This window comes from Kriegella aquimaris (genome assembly GCF_900103215.1).
Classification (GTDB): Bacteria; Bacteroidota; Bacteroidia; order Flavobacteriales; family Flavobacteriaceae; genus Kriegella; species Kriegella aquimaris.
On sequence record NZ_FNGV01000019.1, the window covers coordinates 67230 to 89807 of the forward strand.

At 40.4% G+C, this 22578-nt stretch carries 17 protein-coding genes; all 17 read left to right on the forward strand.

From position 1 onward, the window contains the following. The first annotated feature begins 17 nt into the window (after positions 1–17). The 17 genes from BLS33_RS22900 to BLS33_RS22985 all read left to right on the forward strand — a co-directional run bounded on the left by BLS33_RS22900 (position 18) and on the right by BLS33_RS22985 (position 22300). On the forward strand, positions 18–1517 hold the full coding sequence (locus tag BLS33_RS22900; protein ID WP_176801489.1) for a glycoside hydrolase family 88 protein: 1500 nt from the start codon (positions 18–20) through the stop codon (positions 1515–1517). A 669-nt stretch (positions 1518–2186) separates the two neighbouring features. Further along, positions 2187–2393, forward strand: a complete 207-nt coding sequence (locus BLS33_RS22905) for a hypothetical protein (protein WP_089895365.1) — start codon at positions 2187–2189, stop codon at positions 2391–2393. A gap of 14 nt (positions 2394–2407) precedes the next feature. Further along, the gene (locus BLS33_RS22910; RefSeq protein ID WP_089895367.1) at positions 2408–3409 is read left to right on the forward strand and encodes a sugar kinase; all 1002 of its coding nucleotides are present in this window, start codon (positions 2408–2410) and stop codon (positions 3407–3409) included. 105 nt (positions 3410–3514) lie between these two features. Next, a complete protein-coding gene (locus tag BLS33_RS22915; RefSeq protein ID WP_089895369.1) occupies positions 3515–4573 on the forward strand; it encodes a polysaccharide lyase family 7 protein in 1059 nt (352 codons plus the stop codon). Positions 4574–4738: 165 nt separating this feature from the next. Then, a complete protein-coding gene (locus BLS33_RS22920; protein ID WP_089895371.1) occupies positions 4739–5848 on the forward strand; it encodes a polysaccharide lyase family 7 protein in 1110 nt (369 codons plus the stop codon). Between the two features lie 20 nt (positions 5849–5868). After that, positions 5869–6639 carry an SDR family NAD(P)-dependent oxidoreductase gene (locus BLS33_RS22925; RefSeq protein WP_089895373.1) on the forward strand — a complete coding sequence of 257 codons (771 nt, stop codon included), beginning with the start codon at positions 5869–5871 and terminating at the stop codon, positions 6637–6639. A gap of 98 nt (positions 6640–6737) precedes the next feature. After that, complete coding sequence (locus tag BLS33_RS22930) at positions 6738–7172, forward strand: RbsD/FucU domain-containing protein (RefSeq protein WP_089895374.1); 435 nt, start codon at positions 6738–6740, stop codon at positions 7170–7172. A gap of 45 nt (positions 7173–7217) precedes the next feature. Then, complete coding sequence (gene manD, locus BLS33_RS22935) at positions 7218–8435, forward strand: D-mannonate dehydratase ManD (protein WP_089895377.1); 1218 nt, start codon at positions 7218–7220, stop codon at positions 8433–8435. Between the two features lie 42 nt (positions 8436–8477). Further along, positions 8478–9617, forward strand: coding sequence for a Gfo/Idh/MocA family protein (locus BLS33_RS22940; RefSeq protein WP_089895379.1), 1140 nt, complete (start codon positions 8478–8480; stop codon positions 9615–9617). A 12-nt stretch (positions 9618–9629) separates the two neighbouring features. Beyond that, on the forward strand, positions 9630–11390 hold the full coding sequence (locus tag BLS33_RS22945) for a sodium:solute symporter family transporter (RefSeq protein ID WP_089895381.1): 1761 nt from the start codon (positions 9630–9632) through the stop codon (positions 11388–11390). A gap of 41 nt (positions 11391–11431) precedes the next feature. Then, positions 11432–12274 (forward strand): leucine-rich repeat domain-containing protein, encoded by an 843-nt coding sequence (locus tag BLS33_RS22950; protein WP_218129632.1) that lies wholly within the window; start codon positions 11432–11434, stop codon positions 12272–12274. Positions 12275–12422: 148 nt separating this feature from the next. Next, positions 12423–13250, forward strand: coding sequence for a hypothetical protein (locus BLS33_RS22955; RefSeq protein WP_218129633.1), 828 nt, complete (start codon positions 12423–12425; stop codon positions 13248–13250). A 385-nt stretch (positions 13251–13635) separates the two neighbouring features. Beyond that, positions 13636–13725: a hypothetical protein gene (locus BLS33_RS22965; protein WP_245731618.1), complete on the forward strand. Its 90-nt coding sequence runs from the start codon at positions 13636–13638 to the stop codon at positions 13723–13725. A gap of 268 nt (positions 13726–13993) precedes the next feature. Continuing rightward, entirely contained in the window at positions 13994–15670 is a 1677-nt protein-coding gene (locus BLS33_RS22970; RefSeq protein WP_089895390.1) for a PQQ-dependent sugar dehydrogenase, read from the forward strand. 132 nt (positions 15671–15802) lie between these two features. Continuing rightward, complete coding sequence (locus BLS33_RS22975; protein WP_089895392.1) at positions 15803–17392, forward strand: chondroitinase-B domain-containing protein; 1590 nt, start codon at positions 15803–15805, stop codon at positions 17390–17392. Between the two features lie 2 nt (positions 17393–17394). Next, entirely contained in the window at positions 17395–19704 is a 2310-nt protein-coding gene (locus BLS33_RS22980) for a chondroitinase-B domain-containing protein (protein ID WP_089895394.1), read from the forward strand. A gap of 265 nt (positions 19705–19969) precedes the next feature. Further along, on the forward strand, positions 19970–22300 hold the full coding sequence (locus tag BLS33_RS22985; protein WP_089895396.1) for a chondroitinase-B domain-containing protein: 2331 nt from the start codon (positions 19970–19972) through the stop codon (positions 22298–22300). Positions 22301–22578 lie beyond the last annotated feature (278 nt).

Genomic DNA, 22578 nt, shown 5'->3' on the forward strand with positions numbered 1-22578 from the left:
CTCAAATAATCGACAACATGCAAAGACGAAATTTTATTAAAAATATACAGGTAGCCGGAATGGGACTTTATATGGTTCCGAACGTAGCCTTGGGCTCCGCGTTTGACCAAGCGGGAATCAAAGGACAACAGAGGGTTCCCTTACAGGTCGTGGGCACCACCGCCGCCCCGGCAAAGGATAAACGGATCGCCTTTGGATGGTCGCCCCATATTCTTGATCCCGATGGTACCGTATTGCTGAAGCCCGACCACTTGCTGAGGGGGAAACATTTTTTTTTGCGGCTATCGGTGGCCGTGGAAATGTGGGAGCAGGCCATTTTACAGGTCTCGATCCCGGATGGGGAAGACACCCAATTAGGGGTCCTCGATATCAGGAATTCTTCGGTATTGGTACCTTATGAGCTGAAGATCGATGGCAGGCACAGCAACGGCATCAATACCTATGGATTGCAGGTAAAGCTGTTGACATCCAAGCCCTTTGGTTTTTTCGGGCAGTCGAATATGGAATTGGGCAATACTGTTTTCAATCCACATTTGCTGGTGTCCTCCAAGGAAAAAGGGACCATTGCAGATTTTTTGCAAAGCTTCATGTCGGTCGATTCGATTCAGGCCTTTGGGTGGCGGGAAGGAACCGTGCTCGATGGACTTTGGCAGTTATATTCCCTAAAGGGAGAGGAAAGGGCACTTGCCGCGATTAAGGAACATTTTGATTTATTCTTTGATGGGGAGAACCTGAAGTATGAAAATTCCAGGAACGACCCCAGGGACAACGAGATCGACGGCATAGAATCCACGATCCCCTATGCCACCTTGGCCCGGATCAGTCCGCACCACCCGATTTTAAAAACTGTCATCGAGGCCTGGGACAGTTATACCCAAGAGAATGGAATGGTTACGGGCGGCTCTACCATAACCGCTGAAGGATGTTATACGGTAGCCTATCCGATGGCCGTGATCGGGAAGGCATGGAACGACAGTGGATTAAAGAAAAGGGCACTCGAGCAACTTAGGAATCGGTGCGTGTTGATAGAAAAAGAGAAACTAAACCTCAGGTACCATACCGATACGGGGACCTATACCTTTGAAAATTGGGCAAGGGGGGCAGCTTGGACCCTTTTGGGCTTCGCCCGGACCATTTCGGAGCTGAAAGACGAAATTCAGGATGAAGAAATCATCCAGACTTTTAAAAAGGGAGTGGATAATGCGATTGCCATGCAGCAAGAAAACGGGTTGTGGAACGGCTTTATGGATACGGACAATGCGCCCGACACCTCTGGGTCCGCGGGAATTTCGACCGCTATTCTAATCGGTATTCGAGAAGGGCTTTTGCCCAAAACGTACCGAAGGTATGCTGAAAAATGTTGGAAGGCCCTATCCGATTATCTGACACCCGATGGTTTATTAAAGGGCGTTTCCCAAGACAACAGGGGAGGAGTGCCTTTACAACGAGGGGATTATAGGGTCATTGCCCAAATGGGAATGGGCATGATGGCCCAGCTATACGCGGAAATAACATAGACTAAAGCAAATGATTTATAGATTGAAATTCGTTTCGTTTGCTAGGCGGATAACACCTCTTTAATAAAATTCTGAAAACTAAACAGTTCTAGCTAGGGGTCCAAGAACATTGGTAGTCATTAACTTTGTTTTTAGACCTCACTTTTCATTGTAGCTACAGCCCTTGCCGAATCTTCCGCTACTCTTTTTATGAAGAACGTACCCTTTTGGCCTAACAGTTAAACCTAAAGCATCAAAATCTAGTGCTGCGGCCGCAGAAGACATTCATCATAATCCAGAAATTGAAGGTGTTTTGAAAACAGATGCACCCCTAACTCATCATTTGTATTTGTAATGCTGATTCAAAAGGATTCTCAATTTCGAGGCCTGGCACTACCATAAACCTTGTTGCTCATAGTTTAAAAAAAATTCTTCTCGATAGTTTGGTTCTTTCTTCATTTTATTTCTCGTTTTTAAACGTATTGACCGAATTTATGTTAAAAATTTGTCAGTCTGATAAATATACTTATTTTTGGTAAACCAAATTGGTTAACCAGTTTAAGCGACATAAATCAACAGCTACCTATCATTTGCACTGTTGGCAAAAAAGAGAAGGGTTGAGAATCCAATGAACATCGTAGGCTTCATTATAATCTAATTAAAAAAGTTTAACCCATTTCAATAAGCCAAATGATAGAAACTAGTTTATTTCTTATAGGTACAGTTCTATTATTTTCCTTTTCCAAAAATTCTAAGGATAAGGATACCTATGTGAAAGATATCACGGAATTGAATGCCGCAATAGACAAAGCAAATCTCGAAGATGAAATAATGATGATCAATGGAGTTTGGAACGCTGGAGAATTTACTGTGGAAGAAACCTTTCCACTAAAATAGATGTATTAGAAATTATGGCTAAAAAGTTAATCACATTTGGCGAGGTAATGATGCGTTTGTCCCCACCTGGATATGAGAAATTCTCGCAGGCCTCCTCATTTGAACTTGTGTATGGTGGCGGAGAGGCCAACGTTGCCATTTCTTGTGCCTATTTGGGCATGAAAGCAGCCCATGTAACCCGTTTTCCAGATAATGCCTTAGGAAAAGCTGCCACACAATTTTTGCGAAAACATTGGTTAAGTACCGAACAGGTTATTTACGGCGATGACATGATTGGCAAGTACTTTCTTGAAAAAGGTGCGGTTCATAGGCCCAGCGAGGTCATTTACGAAAGAGAAGGTTCGTCTTTCTCTTTGATTACCCCTTCCATGGTGAATTGGGAAGTTGTGCTGAAAGATGCCGACTGGTTCCATTGGACAGGCATCACACCTGCTATATCTGAAGGTGCCGCTCAATGTTGTCTAGATGCAATTAACACCGCCAACAAATTGGGGATAACAGTTTCTGGAGATATCAATTCACGAAGCAACATGTGGAAATACGGGAAAAGCATGCAGGAGGTTATACCTGAATTGGTTAAAAATTGTGACGTTGTGATAACCAGTAGTAGAGGAATTCGTGAAATGTTCGGCCTGGGTGAATTGGACGATAAATTTCAGTCTTTGGCCAAACAGTTGATAACTCTTTTTCCGAATATCAAGAAAGTGGTCAAAAAAACCAGGAGAACCATAAGCGCTTCACACCACCAAATACAGGGTAAACTGTGGAGTGGGGAAGCATATATTAAATCCGAAATGCTGAACATTACCCACATTATAGACCGCGTTGGTACAGGTGATGCCTTTGCCGCTGGGCTAATATATGGGCTATTGCATTATGATGATGCACGGGCTATAGAATTTGCTTCCGCTGCCTGCGCCCTAAAACATACTGTTCCGGGGGATGTAAATACGGTGTCATTGCAAAACGTGCAAAGTTTGATGGATGGGGATACTTCTGGTGCCATCAGAAGATAATTTATAATGAGGGGATCTCTCGGAGGATGTCCCAAATAATTCAATTGTAGTACATACAGTTGTAGTACCGTTTCATTGCAAGAATAAATAAAAGAACTAAAAAATATGAGTAGCAATACGATAAAACTAATATCCCAAATACTCTTAACGATCAGTGTTGCTTTTATACTAAATAGTTGTAAAGAGAAGACGACGAAGGTCAAGAATGATGAGTCTAATAACAAAATGTATCCAAGCGACGTCATTCCGTTTATGGATAGTTTTAGTATTCTTTGCGGAGATGGCACACCTTCCAGTGAATTGGTGAATTTTGAACATAAAGATTTTTTTTATGTAGAAAATGATGGAAAAACAAATTGGGTGGTTTATAAAACACCGAACTCAGGAATAACCTCTAGAACGTCTAGTAACACCAGAACTGAATTAGGGCAACGTGGAGAATGGACACCGATGGAAGGCGGAAAATTAACTGGTACCCTAAAAGTGCAACATGTGTCAACCTCCGGTGATGCCAGGGTTGCTGCGTCTTACTCCGTTGTTGTCGGACAAATTCACGGTAAGGAAGGTCATGAAAACGAACCTTTAAAAATATTTTATAAAAAATTTCCAGGACATAAAAAAGGATCGGTTTTTTGGAACTACGAAATCAATACGGCAGGAGACAATTCAAAAAGATGGGATTATTCAACCGCTGTATGGGGTTATGATATGTCGGTTATTGGTGCAAGTCCAGATACCTATCCGGAAGAACCTAAAGATGGAATTGCTTTGGGAGAGGAATTCAGTTATGAAATAAATGTTTATAAGGGTATCATGTACCTCACATTTACCAGTGAAGGTCACGAAACTAAAACATTTGTCAAAAGTTTGTTGAAATCGGATTTTGCTGAAAAGGACGCAATTCCCCAACAAATATGGACATTGTATGCATCAATTGGCCGTGACGGTGTCGAACTTGAAAATGCGTATGCAGGAGAAACACAAAATTTCAAACAAGGTGCTTACAATCAAACCAACGGAAAGAATCCAGAAGATAACATGGTTTGGAGTACCGGAGCGGATACTTTTGACGGTGATATCGCCAAACAATATAAAAATGGAAGCTATGCAGAGGTTTGGTTTAAAGAAGCAACTGTAGGAGAAGGGACGGCGCCCAATTTATAAAACAAGAGAGCAAATAAAATAAGTCTTTTTGTTACTATTTGGAATGCTTTCGGAATTACTCTTTTCATTAATGAGCTCTTATTATGGAATACTATTTAAAGTATCAAAGCAAATAGAAAATTCAGCTTTGAATGAAAAATATAATTGAAACCAAATTATAAAAAAATGAATAAAAAAAATATCACATCATTAGCAACGTTCCTAGTCGTTGGTCTTATCCTAATACTAAATAGTTGTAAAAATGAAAATAAAGAAAAAAACAATTCGAATACGCTCGGTACAGGCAAAGAAGTAGTAAAGACCGTTTATGCAAGTGACGTTATTCCATTTTTTGATGATTGGAAATTAATTTTGGGTGATGGTTCAAATGTGGGTCATGCAAACAATTTTGAGAATAAAGATTTCTTTTATACTACAAATGATGGCAATAGCGATTGGATCGTTTTTAAAGCACCCAACGGAGGAGACACGCATGGAACTTCAAACAATACAAGAACTGAATTGGCACAAGTAAAAAAATGGTATCCTAAAACTGCCAATGATAAATTAACAGCTACGCTAAAAGTAATGAATGTATCCGCTACTGGTGATGCTCGAGTAGCGGCTACACATGCTGTAGTAGTAGGTCAGATTCATAGTGCTGATGCGCATGAGAACGAACCACTTAAAATATTTTACAAGAAATTCCCAGGTCATACGAAAGGTTCTGTTTTTTGGCATTATGAAATTAATACAGCAGGAGATGACAATTCTAAAAGATGGGATTATTCAACAGCTGTTTGGGGTAATGACTTTTCCGTTGTTGGTACTAACGCAAATACCTACCCGGAAGAACCAAAGGATGGTATTGCTTTGGGTGAAGAATTTAGTTATAAAATAGAAGTTGCTGATGGTATTATGAACTTAACATTTACTAGTAAGGGGCATGAAACCAAAACGTTTACAAAAAACTTAATCGAATCTGAATACACAACTACTGCTGATATACCCGGGCAAACACAAAAATTATTTGTGCCAATTGGTCAAGATGGAGTAGAACGTAAAAATGCGTACACTGGGGAAGGTTGTTTTTTTAAGCTTGGTGCTTACAATCAAACAAATGGAAAGTCTCCCGATGTAAATAAAAACTGGTGTTCTGGTGCTGAAACGCATGGTGGTGATATTAAAAAACAATATTCAGACGGCAACTACGCCGAAGTGTGGTTTAAAACCGCAAGCATAACTGTAAGTGACGACGCCGTGTCGAATGAAGGCTATTTCACTAAAAATGATTAATCAATTAGTTTAAAAATAAAATGAAAAATAATAACAAATTAGTTGGTAAAAATGTTCTCATAACCGCTGGTGCTCAAGGAATCGGAGAATCAATCTCTAGGCATTTTATCAACAGTGGAGCTAATGTTGCCATCCACTATTTTTCCAGTGCAGATACAGCGAACCAATTAGTTCAATTGGCAACCACTAAAGGGCAAAAAGCGATTGCAATATCTGGTGACTTAACAAACGAAGCCGATGCAAATACATTGGTCGAAAAAACAATCGAAGCGTTTGGTGGTCTAGACATACTGATTAATAACGCAGGTTCGCTTGTTGCACGTAAAATGCTTAGCGAAATGGAGGCTGAGTTCTGGCACAAGGTAATGGATATTAACCTTACATCCATGATGTTTGTAACGCGCGCCGCAGCTCCTCACCTATCAAAAAATGACAACAGTAGTATTGTTAATTTGGCATCACTAGCTGGGCGTAAAGGTGGTCACCCAGGATCATTAGCGTATTCCACCAGCAAAGGTGCAATCCTGACATTAACACGAGCGCTATCAACAGAATTAGGACCTCAAGGCACTCGAGTTAACGCGGTCGCTCCTGGTCTTATTCTGGGCACTTCATTTCACAACACCCATACAACTAAAGAATCGGCAGCTGCAACAACAGCGGGCATTCCTATTCAACGTGCAGGCAATGCAGCTGACGTAGCAAGAGCAGTTGCATATCTGGCGTCCGAATACGATGGCTTTATTACTGGTGCAACACTAGACATTAACGGTGGGGTTTACAATATGTAGTTCCCTGTTGAACTATATATAATTGACTGTTTTAAGAAAAACACTAGGTTTTATTTAGTTCCTTGTGTTTTTTATTCACCTATTTCAAAGATTATTTTATGCTAAAAACTCCGGTAATACACCCAACAATTATGGAGGCGCTTGCGCGTTCGGGTCATTTTGCACAAGTTGTTATTGCAGACGGAAATTTGCCAGTCGGTGCTATGAAAGGCCCTAACTCGACAACTGTACATCTCAACTTTCGCCCAGGACTATTAAATGCTCTCACAGTACTTGAAGGCATACTGGAAGTCTGCCCGGTTCAAGGTGCAATCGTCATGGAAAAGCCTGCTGAAGCAAATGCAGAAATACATGATGGGTATAAAAAATTATTGGGTGAAGTATCGTGGGCCGAGATGGAACGATGGGCTTTCTACGACAAAATCAGAGAACCTGCCACCACTTTAATTATTCAAACAGGTGAACAGCGCCGATTCGCTAATTTGATACTAATTGTTGGTGTCGTAAAAATGGCAGAGGAAAGTGATTTTTAAGAAGAAATACAAAAAAAGCAAATTGAAACCACAAGAGAATTACTAATGAAAATAAAGGATATAAAAGTTTTTGTTTGCTGCCCAGGCCGCAATTTTGTTACCGTTAAGATTATAACAGAAGATGGTACTTACGGGCTTGGAGATGCCACACTGAACGGAAGGGAAATGGCTGTAGTAGCATATTTAGAGGAACATATCGCTCCCTGTCTTATAGGAAAGGATGCCCATCAAATCGAGGATATTTGGCAATACCTATACAAAGGAGCCTATTGGCAAAATGGTGCTGTGAGTACTGCTGCTATTGCTGCTATAGATATGGCGCTTTGGGATATCAAGGGAAAGCTCGCCAATATGCCAGTCTATCAACTGCTCGGCGGAAAAAGTAGAAAAGGAGTTACGGTATATGGTCATGCCAATGGGGAAACCATAGAAGAAGTTCTGAAAAATCTGGGAACAATGATAAACGAGGGGTACAAAGCTGTGCGCTTGCAATGTGCGCTTCCCGATACAAAGGGCACGTACGGTACCATGGAGGGCAAAAAAAATTACTATGAATTACAGGGCAATAGGCCCTTACCGCCAGAACAAGAGTGGTCGACCACCAAATACATGAATTTTATTCCCGAACTTTTTAAGCAAGCACGGGAGAAATTTGGTTATGCAATAGCACTTTGCCATGATGTACATAGTAGATTGACCCCAATCGAAGCATCTCGATTATGCAAATTGTTGGAACCTTATAAGCTTCTTTTTATAGAGGATGCCGTGACTACGGAAAATGCAGAAGGATATAAAGTCATCCGGGAGCATACCGATACTCCTTTGGCAACAGGAGAAAAGTTCAATACCCTTTGGGATGCTAAAGAAATGATACAAAACCAATGGATTGATTACGTGCGAACTGCGGTTACTCATGGTGGTGGATTGACCCCTCTAAAAAAATTAGCGGACTTTGCTTCCTTATATCATGTGCGAATGGCACCACATGGAGCACCCGACCTTTCGCCAGTTTGCTTAATGGCACATATGCATTTCAATCTTTGGGCGCCCAATTTCGGAGTGCAAGAGTTTGTTGGTTTCGGTACCCCTGAGCTGAACGAAGTGTTCCAGTACAAAGTTGAATTAAAAGATGGATTACTGTATATGGATGATAAACCCGGATGGGGCATTGATTTCGATGAGGAAGCAGCCAAGAAGTACCCATATAAACGCTCGTACCTTCCTGTGAACAGGTTAGAAGATGGCACCTTATGGAATTGGTAAAGAACAAATAACAGAAGATACAAATATTCAAAACTTTACTAAATGGATAGAAAATTAAAAGTACTAATATCAGGAACCGGATTTGCCGGACAGGGGCATGCAGATGCCTTTCGAGCTTTTGGAGTCGAGGTAGTGGGCATTGTTGGAAGAACACCAAATGTAGTAAGTGAAGTGGCCAAGAAAATGGGGATTCCCTATTCCGGAACGGATTGGCAAAAGGCATTGAAGGAATGCCAACCGGATATCGTTTCTATCGCGACCCCAGGTGGTGCCCACTATGAACCAATAAAACAGGCAATCGAATTTGGATGTCATGTATTTAGCGATAAGCCACTGACAGATACAGGAGAGTCGGCCGTGGAGTTGTATGAACTTGCCAAAGCTAAAAACGTAAAAACAGCCTTTGCTTCCAGTTTCAGATATATGCCTCACATTCAACACGCCAAACAGCTCGTGGCAAATGGGGCAATTGGCGAACCCGTGGAAGCCGAGTTTATATCGCACTTTAACCTGGAACGGGATATCCCCTTCGGATGGTCACATCGAAAAGAAGATGGTGGTGGTCGCTTGAACAACAACTTTACGCACATGATTTCCATTGCAACATCGGTAATCGGCGAAAAAATCTTGTCGATAATCGGAGAGGTGCGCGACGATTTGGGAAAAGCACCTATTGTTGAAGGTGTACATAATTTCAAAACTCGGAGAGACCATATTCCCAAAGATCTCAACGACCCCTCGCTGAAGTGGGGTGAAAGTAATGTCGAGTGGTCCTATACCGTATTGGCACAGTTGGAAAGTGAATTTGCCACCAAACCGGTATCCGTACTGTTCAAGCATGGCGGACTGGTCCCGAAATTCCAAGAGAACCATATTGTATTTTACGGCACGAAAGGGGCGATTTTCATTGAAGGCCACTATGGCATGGGCCCACTGTATATTTATGGTGAAAATAAAACATGGGAAGAGGTGCCCATACCTCAGGACATAGCCGACAATCAACCAAAAATTGAAGGTGATACGGAGCGAAATTGGCACTATCTGGTTAGAGAATTCGTGAAAGATATCAGAGGAGAAACGGTTGCCCCATACCAAACATTCAAGGAGGGAAGTCTGTACCAGCAACTCATTGACCTAATCAGAAAGAATGACAACTGGACGGATGTTCATCATCTGCAATAAAATGGCAAAACTATGTTTTACGACTATATCGTAATTGGAATCTACTTTATATTAATTCTTACCATTGGCGTGGTGTTTTCGCGAATGGCAAGCAAATCGACAAGTGATTATTTTCGTGGCGGCGGAAGAATGTTGTGGTGGATGGTAGGGGCAACCGCATTTATGGCGCAATTTTCAGCTGTAACATTTACTGGCGCGGCAGGTAAGGCCTTTGCCGACGGATTTGCCATTGTCGCCGTGTATATTGGCAATACATTTGCATTCTTTTGCGGATGGGCTTACTTCTCCCATCGGTTTAGGCAAATGAGAGTGGATACGCCCACAGAAGCAATAAGAGGGCGATTTGGCCCTCAAAATGAGCTATTTTTTGCTTGGGCGTTAATCGCATTCTCCTTTCTAAACGCTGGTGTTTGGTTAAATGCCCTAGGGGTTTTCACCAGTGCCGTTTTTGATGCTGATATGTCTTTGACCATTATTTCGATTGGTCTGACCGTACTTTTCGTATCGGTACTTTCAGGTGCTTGGGGAGTTGTTGCTTCCGACTTTGTTCAAACTTTGGTAGTGGCAGTTGTTTCAATAGCTTGCGCGGTAGTGGCATTGGTAATGGTAGACGGACCGGTGAATATGGTTAAAAATTTTCCAGGTGGTTTTCTCATAGGCCCGAATATGAACTATCCCTTAATATTGTTCGGAACTTTCATCTTCTTTTTGCCAAAACAGGTCATAACAATGATGAATCTTCATGATTCGTTTCGATGGCTTAACGCAAAAGATTCCTTCAACGCCCGTAAAGCTGCCTTATTGGCCATGACGCTGATGGGTGTGGGGAGCATTATATGGTTTATCCCCCCGTGGGCAGCGGCCACCTTATACCCAGATGCCGCAGCAGACTATCCGCAACTAGGCAACAAGGCGGCAGATGCCGTATACCTAGTGTTCGCTCGAAATGCCATGCCCATTGGTACTGTTGGGCTACTAATGGCCGGCCTATTTGCTGCTTCCATGTCTTCTATGGACTCGGCACTTAACAAAAACGCAGGAATCTTTATCAGAAGTATCTACCAACCTTTTCTCGCTAAAAGGAATAAACATATCGAGGACAGGAAGCTGTTGCGGCTCAGTCAACTGGTCAGCTTTTTAAGTGGGTTGGGCGTAATTGCTGCGGCGCTGTATTTCGCATCGCTTGAAAAACTTAGTCTATTCGAACTTATGATGTCAGTTTCTACAATGGTCCAAGTGCCAATGATGGTGCCGTTAGTTGTCGGTATTGTTGTAAAAAAGACCCCTAAATGGGCGCCTTGGGCTACTATTACAGTAGGATTTTTTGTTTCTTGGCTGGTTATGAACGTATTTACGGCAGATGTTTGTGCCGCAATGTTCGGTATCGAATCCCTTACTGCACGCGAAATTATTGACATGAATATAATTCTAACGGTTGCGGGCCATGTGTTCATCACTGCTGGGTTTTTCTGGGCAACTTCCTTATTCTACAACGAAGCGAAGGACGATCATAAACTCGAAACAAATCGCTTTTTCCAAGATTTGGAAACACCCTATATTGCAGATGATCAACAAGACGAGGTCGATCGTCAGCAAAGACGCAAATTGGGCAACATGGTAATGACTATGAGCGCAGGTATTTTACTGATGGCTTTGATTCCCAACCCGCTCTGGGGTAGAATGATATATGTGATTTGCGCGCTGATCATTGCGGGCATTGGCTATTTGTTAAAACGTAGTGCAAAACCGAAAATCTCGGTTCCAAACCAATAGTCTAAATGACATCCAACTTAAAATTTAAACCAATGGATATTATGGGTAAAATTATATCGAGCATAAGCATTTTGTTTGCATTTGTTTTTACGGGCATGTCACAAACTCCTTATACCCTCACAGATATGGATGTGACGGTAGTACAGGGGGTAATAACTTCCTCGACTCTTACTGGCGCCAGTGGGGATAATTATCAACCCGACATTATTATCCCCGAGATGCTGGACGGGCTAGTAGTATCAGGGATTGGGGAGAAGGCTTTTCAAGATAAAAACCTAATCAGTGTGGTTTTGTCAGGGGAGGTTACGATAATTGGGAGTAGTGCTTTTCGAGACAACAATCTAACCAGTGTGACTTTGCCTTCTGGGCTTACGTCCATTGGGAGTAGTGCTTTTCGAGATAACAGTCTACCCAATGTAGATTTGCCTGCTGGGCTTACGTCCATTGGTGATTTTGCTTTTCAGAATAACCGCCTAACCCATATAGATTTGCCTGCTGGGCTTACCACCATTGAGGAGAGTGCTTTTAATGTTAACTTCTTAACCAGGGTGGATTTGCCTGCTGGGCTTACCACCATTGAGACTAGTGCTTTTCGAGATAACCGCCTAACCCGTTTGGATTTGCCAGATGGGCTTACATCCATAGAGCATAGTGCTTTTCTTGCTAACCGCCTATCCCATGTTGATTTGCCTAATGGGCTTACGTTCATTGGGGAGAACACTTTTAAAATTAATAGTGATTTGGCCAGTTTTGCTTTGCCAAAGGTTTCCCCTGATGGTAATCCCGTGAGATGGCAAGCGAATGATGGAACTGTTTTAAATACAGAATATGTTATTTTATCTGTAAATTTTGGGAGTAGCTATAGCGCCATTGTTCAAGAATAGGGCATTACTTATGGGCCTTTAGCCGAGGTCTATGTATATTGATGAGGTCCGCAATCCCGATAGCTATCGGGATGGGATTTTACTTTGGAACAACAAAAGATAAACCAAAAACTATGCGCAAATCATAACCCGACCCATAATTATAATTATGTATCTGAGAAAATTGACATCACTATTGCTATTAATACTATTACTTGGTTCCTGCAAGCAGGATAAAGTACAACTCACACATGGAATAGATGAATCTGCCGGTGGAGGTTCGGCATACATTGTTACCACAACTTCAGCAACCTACTATCTGGAAAAGGAAGGTGGCGGCTTGTCGAGCATAATCGACAAGGATGGTGTCGATTGGATAGGCTTTCACAATGAGGAAGGGTCGGGACATAAAGGCGAATACCGAGGATTTCCGAATGCAATCCACCGTCAAGACGGAAGCTATTTTCATGCCATGAATGCAGGCACCGATCCATCGAGCTCAGTAGTAGACATTGAGTCGGAACAACATGTGCGCATTACCTTCACCTCAGACAATGAAAATTGGCAGGGGCAGTGGGACTTTTATCCTGATCGCTGTGATTTCACGATGAGCAAAATCAGCCCCGGGTATAAATATTGGGTGCAATACGAGGGCGTTCCAGGAGGTGAAATGGATAGCACTGATTTTTGGTATGCATCCATCGATAATAAAAAACACCCGATCGAAGAGGCCTTTGGTGGTGATCTGCCTGCTCCTGAGTGGATGGCCTTTGGGGATCAAAATTCACCCCGCATGTTGTATGTGCTGCAACATGAAGATGATGAGTTTCCAGATAATTATGTCAGCAGACCTTATATGACCGTAATGGGTTTTGGTCGACAAAACGGGGAAAAAACAACCAAACATTTAACTACTGTTCGAACCTTTTCTATTGGCTTCGCAGAGTCGACCGAGTATGGGGTGATTGATCAGGTTGTTAGGGAGGTAATTGATTAGACAACTATGATGGATAGTAATTTTGTCCTGTTGTAGATTAATTTGATAGTTGTAAATAAATAGAAAATGAGATGAAAAACAGTCTACTGTTCACCTGGGTTGTTCTGTTGCTTTTGTCCTGTGGAGAAAACCCAAATCTGAAAGAATCGAAGTTGACCTCGACAGTACCTTCATCGTCATCACAATATAACGAGGCCCCAGAGCGTGCTGCCGCTGTTGCGGCTGGAGCTTTGCCGCCAGTATCCGAAAGGCTTCCCGCCGTACCACAGGTTATCGTACCCTTCAATGAAATTGGCAAGTATGGGGACGAGTTGCGTTTTGGCCTTTCGGAATTGGGTAATATGGATTTATTCGAGCTTGGGGAAAACCAGAAGATTTACAGGCATTGGCAGTTTTTCTTGCGTCTAAAAGTTCGAGTTTTGTCAATGGACAAGTAATTTTTGTAGATGATGGCCTGAGCGCCGTTATCCTATAAAGTGGTTGCGTGCTATCGGAGATAAAAGACCATTTAGCATGTGTCGCTTGAGTGCTCTCGAGTCTTAGTTGACCAATGTAGTAATTAACCCTAAAAGATAAATTATAAAATCAGTTGGAATGAACAAACTCTACTTCTAACCTGTGCCTGTGAAAGTGAAACGAGAGGTGCCATTATGGGAAGCTAAAAATAATTCTCATTCTGCTTATGAGCGTGAAAACACGGGAGAACTGATCGTTGAAAAATCTTCTACTCAAATTAATATACTATGAAAATGGATAAAATACATCATAAAATTGATATTGTGCTGGGCATCGTAGCGATGTTTCTTATCTGCTTATTAACTAATTGTGAAAGTCCGAAATTAGTCGAGCGTCCATCCTACGAAAAACCGAAATCCATAATCCAACTAGACACAACCCGGCTGCTGGTAAGTGAGGTGGTTCGCGATTTGGATGAGCCATGGGAAGTCACCTGGGGAGCAGATGACCATCTGTGGTTCACCGAAAAGAAGGGTAATATCATGCGAATGAACCCCACCACCGGGCAGGTTAAAAAGGTGCTGAACATTCCGGAGGTTTATTCGGAAGGATTAACCCCAGGTCTGCTGGGTATGGTTCTTCATCCAGATTTTAAAAATGAGTCTTTTGTGTACATGCACTACACCTATATTGACTCGGCCCTAACCGGTGAGTTAGATCGTAGTGGGAATCCCAATTTCGTAAGGTCTAAACTGGTGCGGTACAAATATTCTTCTCAAGAAGACACCTTGATTAATCCTGAGCCGCTATTAGCTGAAATTCCAGGGTTCAGAGCGCACAATGGATCTCGGCTCGCCATAAGTTATGACAATAAACTCATTTTTGCCATAGGTGATGTGGCCGATTTCCGTAATGCACAGACGGAGTTAACACTGCCAGGCAAAGTCCTCAGACTGAATCTAGACGGTAGCGTTCCTGATGACAACCCGATTCCAGGTAACTATTTCTACTCAATGGGTCATCGGAATCCTCAAGGATTGGTGTCGGCAAATGGAAAAATTTATTCATCTGAGCATGGACCTAATAATGATGATGAAATCAATCTGATTAAACCAGGTGGCAACTATGGTTGGCCTTTTGTAGAAGGATTTTGTGACAAAGAAAACGAATTGGCCTTCTGTGATTCGGTAACGGTCAACGAGCCCATTTACGACTGGACACCTACAATAGCTCCCGCAGGTCTAGATTTTTATAACCATTCGGCTATTCCCGAATGGAAAAATAACCTTATGCTTACCACCCTGAAAGGACAAGCACTTTGGTTATTTGAACTTGACGCTTCTGGAGAAAAAATTGTGAATAAAAGAATTTATCTGCAGGAGAAATTCGGTCGCCTGAGGGATTTGTGTGTTTCTTCCTCCGGTGATGTTTACTTGATTACCAGTAACACAGATTGGAACGTGTCCAGATATAAATGGTTGTATGATGGAGCCCCTAAAGACGGAAATGATAGAATACTTAAAATTTCCGTGCTTCAAGATGAAGAAGAGAAAAAATTTGACCACCTAAAGACCTCCACCGAAGCTAACGAACCAATTAAAATGTTGGTACAGTATGGCCATGGTGGGAATGCGTTTACAAGACAAGCAATTCTATATAGGGACAACTGCGCATCATGTCATTTACCTGAAGGTGAGGGAATACCCAATTTCACACCCCCACTCATAGGAACGGCTACCGTAGCAGACAAGAAGAAACTAATTGAGACTGCTCTTTTTGGGATGTCAGGAAAAATAGTGGTGAAGGGGAAGAATTACGACGAAGTGATGCCTGGATTTGCCGCTAGTCTCACAAATCAAGAATTGAAAGACATATTAAACTATGTGCGTATGGTCCATAATAAGCTCACAGATTCCATAACAACCACCGAAATTGAGGAGATAAGAAAAAGTCGCACTTTCTGATACTATTGCCTACTATGTAAATAGATACCCTAGAAGGTCGTATTGGTGTAAATCTATGAATTGATGATGCGATAAGATTTGCCAACAATGATATTCGATCAAACTTAAAATTGAAACTTAAAATAAGTTGAAATGAAAAACAATTTACTGCTAACCTTTAGCTGTGCCGTTCTGCTGCTATTGTCTTGTGGCAAAACAAATTCTGAAGGAATTTATGTGAAGGATTTTTTTGCGCTAAATGAAGCAATCGGGCAGGCCACTCCTGGTAGTGAAATCGTATTAGCCAATGGGGTTTGGAAAGATGTGCAAATCAAATTTTATGGTATAGGAAAAAAGGAAAAACCTATAACACTTCGTGCCGAAACTGAAGGAGAAGTATTTATAGAAGGACAGTCGTTTTTGCATTTAGGAGGAGAAAATCTAGTGGTTGACGGATTATATTTTCGAAACGGATATACGCCTTCTTCCGGAATTATTCGCTACAAAATAGGCGCCGACAGCGTTGCCAACAACACCCGGGTAACCAATTGTGTGGTAGAAGATTTTACTCAACCAAGTGCTTTGTCGGGCGATAGGTGGATTGAGTTTTATGGCAAGCACAATCAAATGGACCATTGTTACATAGCTGGAAAGGGTAACGATGGCAGCACATTGATGGTCTATCATGATGGAAACGAGAATACCGACAATCATCACCAAATTGTAAATAACTATTTCGGTCCGCGCCCAAGAAAAGGAGGGGCCAGTGCAGAGACAATACAACTTGGGGATAGTGAAACACGATTGACACCTGGGCGGGTAAACGTATCGAACAACTACTTCGAAGCTTGTAACGGGGATGTTGAAATCATTTCAGATATGACGAATTACAATTCATTTACCCATAATATTTTTTACAAGTGTGAGGGCGCTCTGGTGCTGAGACATGGAAATTTTGCGACCGTAGATAGTAATATTTTCATTGGAGGCGATGAATCAAATTTGTATGGTGGGCTGAGTGTGATGAACACGGGACACTGGATAACCAATAATTATTTCTACAAAATTAAGGGAAAGGAATTCAGGAGTCCCCTTGCTATTATGAATGGAATTCTAAATACACCCATGAAAGGATTTAGGCAGGTTACAGATGTTGTGATTACGTATAATACTTGGGTCGATTGCCAATCTTCGTGGCAAATAGGCATCGGGCAGAACAAGGCAAGTGCAGATGTGCTTCCTGTAACAGAAATTAGGTCTGAACCTCCTATCCGTTCAACCATTGCCAATAATTTGATATATAATACACATGTAGATGCAACACCGGTTGTGAATTATGATGACATGGAGGGTATATTGTTTAAGAATAACATTATCGACAATAATGGCAGCGAATATTCAGAATATAACGTACTCCGAAACGAAAAGGTGAAAATGAAACAGGTCAACGAATGGTTGTTCGCCCCTCATGAAGAACAAAACGAAATTCTGAATGATGTGTTCGTGGGTTATGGTTTCGGTAGAATCAAACAAGACCTCTTTGGAGATTCTAGATCTAAAGAAAGTAGGGTTGGTGCAATCAACCAACTGTCAACCGCTGAAAAATTTGTAATCGACAAGAAAAAATATGGGCCCGAATGGTTCTCGACTGAGAAAATTGCAATTAATTATAACCTTCCAAACGATTCTTTGGTAGAAGAAAGTGAACTCGCGAAATATATGGAACAGGACAAAAACAGATGATAATGAAAAATAGTTTATTAGTAACCCTCGTTGTCCTGCTGTTTTTATCCTGCGGCAAAAAATCAAATCCTGAAGGAATTTATGTAAGGGATTTTGCAGAACTAAATAGAGCAATCAAACAAGTAAATCCTGGAGGTGAAATCATTCTTGTCAATGGGGTTTGGAAGGATGTTCAAATCAAATTTTTTGGCAGGGGAACAAAAGAAAAGCCTATAACACTTCGCGCAGAAACTCCAGGAGAAGTATTTATAGAAGGACAGTCGTATTTGCATCTAGGGGGTGAAAACCTTATTGTCAATGGATTGTACTTCCGTAACGGTTATACACCTTCGACTGGAATTATTCGCTACAAAATTGGATTAGACAGCGTCGTCAATAATAGTAGGGTAACTAATTGTGTAATAGAAAATTTTACACAACCAAGTCGTTCGATGAGTGATCGGTGGGTTGAATTTTATGGCAAGCTCAATCAAATGGACCATTGTTACATAGCAGGGAAATCAAACGATGGCAACACCTTGATGGTTTATCATACTGGAAATGAGAATACCAATAATCACCATCAAATTGTATATAACTATTTTGGTCCACGTCCTAGAAAAGGAGGCCCCAGAGCGGAAACCGTGCGCATTGGCAACCCTCAGATGACTCCGGGCTATGTAAACGTTTCGAACAACTATTTTGAAGCTTGTAATGGAGAGGTTGAGATCGTCTCTGATAAAGCCGACTTCAACATTTTTAGGAACAATATCTTCTACAAATGTGAAGGGTCTCTAGTATTAAGGCACGCCAATTATGGTACCGTTGACGGCAATATTTTCATAGGTGGGGACGAATCTGATTTCTATGGTGGAATTAGACTTGTGAATACCGGACACTGGATTACCAATAATTATTTCTATAAAATTAAGGGAAGGGAATTCAGGAGTCCCCTCGCTGTGATGAACGGAATTCCTAATTCCATATCAAATAGATATAAACAGGTTACAGATGCCGTTATCGCCTATAATACTTGGGTCGATTGCAAATCTCCATGGCAGTTCGGTATTGGGCAAAACAGGGAAAGCGCGAACGTACTTCCTGCAAGTGAAATCCGCTCGTTGCCACCAATTCGAACTACAATTGCTAACAACTTGATTTATAATACTCAAGTTGATAAAGCACCGTTGGTCGATCACGATAGCATAAATGGCATATTGTTTAAGAATAATATCATTGACAACAACGGTGTTGAATATTCAGAATTTTCAGTACTCCAAAATAAGAAGATAAAAATGAAACAGGTCAATGAATGGTTGTTTGTTCCGCAAGATGGTCAAAACGAATTTTTGAACGATGTATTCAACGGCTATGATTTTGGTAGAATACAACAGGACCTCTTTGGGGATTCAAGAACTAAAAAAAGTAGAGTTGGTGCAATCAACCAACTATCAACCGCTGAAAAATTTGTAATCGACAAGAAAAAATACGGACCTGATTGGTTTTCAACCGATAAAGTTATCACTGAACCAAATATTCTTAGTGCTTCATCGGCAGAAGGCGAACTCAGGAAAATGATTGAACACGCCAAAACAGGAGATGTTGTTGAACTCAGTGATAAGGTCTATAATATTAATAGTTCACTTAAAATTGACAAGGAAATTACCATCCGATCAAAAACGGGGAACAAAGCACAACTGGTCTTTACCGGAGAGGAAAACACACCAGCCTTTGAAATGAATCCGAGGGGGATTATCAAGTTGGAGAACCTTTCGCTAAAAGGCCAAAACAATCAGTTGGCTTTTGCTCCGCTGAATGAAAACATGTCCGCCGCTTACAAACTTTTTATTGACAATTGTGTAATTGAAGATTTTAGTTACATGCTCAAAGCTTCCAAAGGATCTTTTGCAGATACGATTAATGTGAACAACACAACCATTCAAAATTGTGAAAATGGTATTGTCTTAGCTGCTGATGAGAAGGGCGATTACAATGCTGAGATGGTAACTTTTAATGAATGTGAGTTTATCAACGTTAAACGCAATGTGATTAACTTCTACAGAGATGGATATGATGAATCGACCATTGGCGGATTTTTAACGCTTTCTAACAACACCTTTACTAGCTGCGGAGGCAAAGAAGAAAGTGGGTTGCTAATTAATACACGGGGAATTATTAATGTAAATATTATTGACAATACATTTAGTCACAATCCAGTAAAATTGGTCGCCTTGTTGTGGGGCGCAAAGAATAACCACCATAGTAATAACACACTTATTCAGTCAGGACAGATAAAGGTAGAGGAACAGCAAGAACTTGATATCCTTTATTAAGAGGAAGCTGTCAATTTGAATACCATTAAGAGAAAGGTAAAAGGAAATATGTACACCCAAAAATTCAATCCTATTATAAATAAACTTTTTTAGTGTCATAGGGAATGCTACCTAAACTTTATTTTGGTTTTTGTCAAATTGACGATTTCACTTGGGATTAATTATTAATTAGAGATAATATGGGCAGGTTATATGTTAAATAGTTGTGAGTCTTACAATTATATGTATTTTTGGTAAACCAAATTGGTAAACCAATTTTAAATATATGGGACTTTTACAGCATTTTTTTTCGTTGATTTTGATTACCGTTACTTGCTCATTTGCTGCGGCACAGCAGACAGATATAGTTAAGAATGTAGCCGAATTTGAAGAAAGGCTTAAAACGGTACAACCTGGTGATAACATTGTACTTGCAAATGGTTCATGGATGGATACAGAACTTTTATTTGAAGCCAGTGGAACAGCTGAGAAACCCATCACCCTTACCGTTGAAGAAAAAGGAAAAGTAATTCTTGAAGGTGCTTCCAATCTAAGAATTGCAGGAGACCATTTAATAGTCAAAGGTTTGGTCTTTAAAAACGGCTATACCCCTACAAACGCTGTTATTTCTTTTAGAAAAAGTAGAGATAAAATGGCTAATCATAGTCGCTTAACGGAATGTGTTATTGATAATTTTAATAACCCTGAACGTCAAGTGCAGGATTATTGGATAACTATATATGGTAAAAATAACCGCATAGACCATAATCATATTTCTGGAAAAAAGAACCTAGGTGTTACCATGATCGTTGGTTTAGATACGGAAGAAAGTAGAGCCAATAATCATCAAATAGATCACAACTATTTCGGACCGCGACCAACCTATGGAAATAATGGCGGGGAAACTTTAAGAATCGGAACCAGTCATCATGCCTTAGAAAATTCCAATACGATAGTTGAGTCTAATTATTTTGATAGAACCAATGGTGAGCACGAAATTATTTCCAACAAATCTTGTCAAAACACCTTTAAGTATAATACATTTTTTGAGTGTACAGGAACATTGACCATGCGTCATGGAAATGAAACCTTAGTTGATGGTAATGTATTTATTGGTAATGGAAAACCAAGTACAGGTGGTGTTCGTGTAATTAATGAAACACAAACGGTTATTAACAATTACCATATTGGCTTAAAAGGATATCGTTTTAGGGGGGCATTTGTTATGATGAACGGAGTTCCGGATTCGCCACCAAATAGATATGTACCGGTTATTGATTCTAAAGTGAATAACAATACGTTTGTAAATTGCGATAATATCCTTTTTGGAGCAGGTAGTGATGCAGAAAGAAGTCAAGCCCCTAGAACTTCAGAATTTTCAGAGAATATTATCTATAACGATAACAAGAAGAACATCTTTACTATTGATGATGATATTAGCGGAATCACTTTTAAGAATAATATTTTAGGTGAAAATTCAGAGACTAGCATTAAGCCTGGTTTTATAAATGCAGATATTAAATTAGTAAAGAATACACAAGGTTTCCTAATACCTACTTCAAAGAAAATAAAAACGAAGGTTGTTATAAGTTCGAAAATTGCAACTAAAGAAAATACGGGAACAACCTGGTATTCCAAGGCAGATAATATTATTGCCTTAAATTCGGGAAAAACCATCAAAGTAGAAACTGGTATCAATACGTTATATGAAATCGTAAAAAAATCGGAGGCAGGAGACATTATTGAGCTAGAAGAAGGTGGAACATACTTATTGACCAAAGCAGTTAAAATAAGCCATCCGCTTACATTTAAAACGGTTGGCAAAGAAAAGGCAACTGTTTTATTCGAAAGAATGATGGCATTTGAAATCCAAGATGGTGGCAGTCTATCTTTGGAGAATATAACTTTTGATGGAGCCAAGGCTCCAGATTATGCAGGGAATTCAGTAATCAGCACGAGCAAAAATTCGATGTTGGATAATTACAAATTGTTTATTGATAAATGTGAGTTTAAAGATCTGGTGGTAAATCATTCTTTTGATGTGCTGAGGGTTTCTAAAGGCACATTTGCAGATACCATCAGTATTCAAAATTCGACCTTTAAAAAAATCACAGGTAGCATTGCCGCATTAGATAAGGAAACTGATGATATTGGAGCTTACAATGTAGAATACTTCATAATGAAAAATAATGCAATTACCGAACTACAAGGTGCAGCATTGAGATTATATAGAGGAGGAAAAGACGAAAGTACGTTTGGACCATTTTTAGAAATAGATCATAACGTATTTGATAATGTAGGTTCCGGTCAAAAAAACAAATACGATGCGGCCATATCATTATATGGCGTACAAGAAATCGATATCAAGAACAACATTTTTAATGACAGTAAGGCCATTAACATACATTTGGTCGTTGGCGAACCTATTGTCAACATACGCAATAATGACTTTAGCAATTCGGAAAAACTGGAAGTGACCGGCGACCAGAAATATACGGTCGAAAACCATTGGTATCTGGCACCGAAATTTTCAGGCGATTCCTATTCGTTAAATGAGGATTCCCCATTAAAAGGAAAAGGCACCGACGGAACCGACTTGGGGATATTAAAAAGATAGTCCTATAAAAAACTGATACCCTTCTAGCAAGATTATTTATTAAGGTAAGTGAATAACTTAATAATGGAGCAAGGCTATGACTACAGTGCAGAAATAAAAAGCGCAGAATTCGTTTTTCAAATCAGGTAACAATTGTCAAATTAACAGGTCTGCTAACGATTTGTTATCGGCTAGTTAAAAAATCCACAATAAAATTTCGAAATTATTTTTATTTAAGACTTTAATAACATATATTTGGTAAACCAATTTGGTTAACCAATATGGTTTTCCAATTGTTG